The sequence below is a fragment of the Oceanospirillum sediminis genome (assembly GCF_014164585.1).
GTDB lineage: Bacteria > Pseudomonadota > Gammaproteobacteria > Pseudomonadales > Halomonadaceae > Oceanospirillum > Oceanospirillum sediminis.
In genome coordinates this window covers 1-479 of record NZ_JACJFM010000121.1, presented here as the reverse complement: position 1 = coordinate 479, position 479 = coordinate 1, and the positions used below count along the sequence as shown (strand labels likewise).

The following is a 479-nucleotide window of genomic DNA, read 5'->3' as shown; positions in this document are numbered from 1 at the left end:
TTAAAAAAAACTATATTAGACCATTATATGGCTTATAAAAGTGGTAATTTAAAAACTAGTCCTATCGGATTACAGAAATACCATAGAAAGGCACTTACGCAATCATTGTCAAATTTATTATAATGGGCATTGTAGCTTCTCAATCATTTAAAAATATAGTTTCTACGTACATAGGCTTTTTAATTGGAGCAATTAATACCCTGTTTTTGTATGTAAACTTTATGAGTGACACATATTACGGTATGGTCGGTTTCATGCTGTCTGCGGCTTTTGTACTGATGCCTCTTATGGCATTTGGCGTTAACAATACACTAGTAAAGTTTTATTCATCGTTTAAAACCCGATTATCCTTAAATAGTTTTTTAACGCTTATGTTGTTTCTGCCGCTAGCCGTAATTATTCCATTGAGCATAATAGGTTATTTAGCTTATGAATTCACAGCCGGTCAGCGGATGGATCGCGGTAAAGCCCGTAGGCAT

Annotated in this window: 1 protein-coding gene; it reads left to right on the top strand. The window is 34.4% G+C overall.

Annotated features, from left to right (window positions below):
* Positions 1-122: 122 nt before the first annotated feature.
* Positions 123-479, top strand: a 357-nt coding sequence (locus tag H4O21_RS28100) for a hypothetical protein (protein ID WP_220495852.1), incomplete at its 3' end; no start/stop codon positions are given.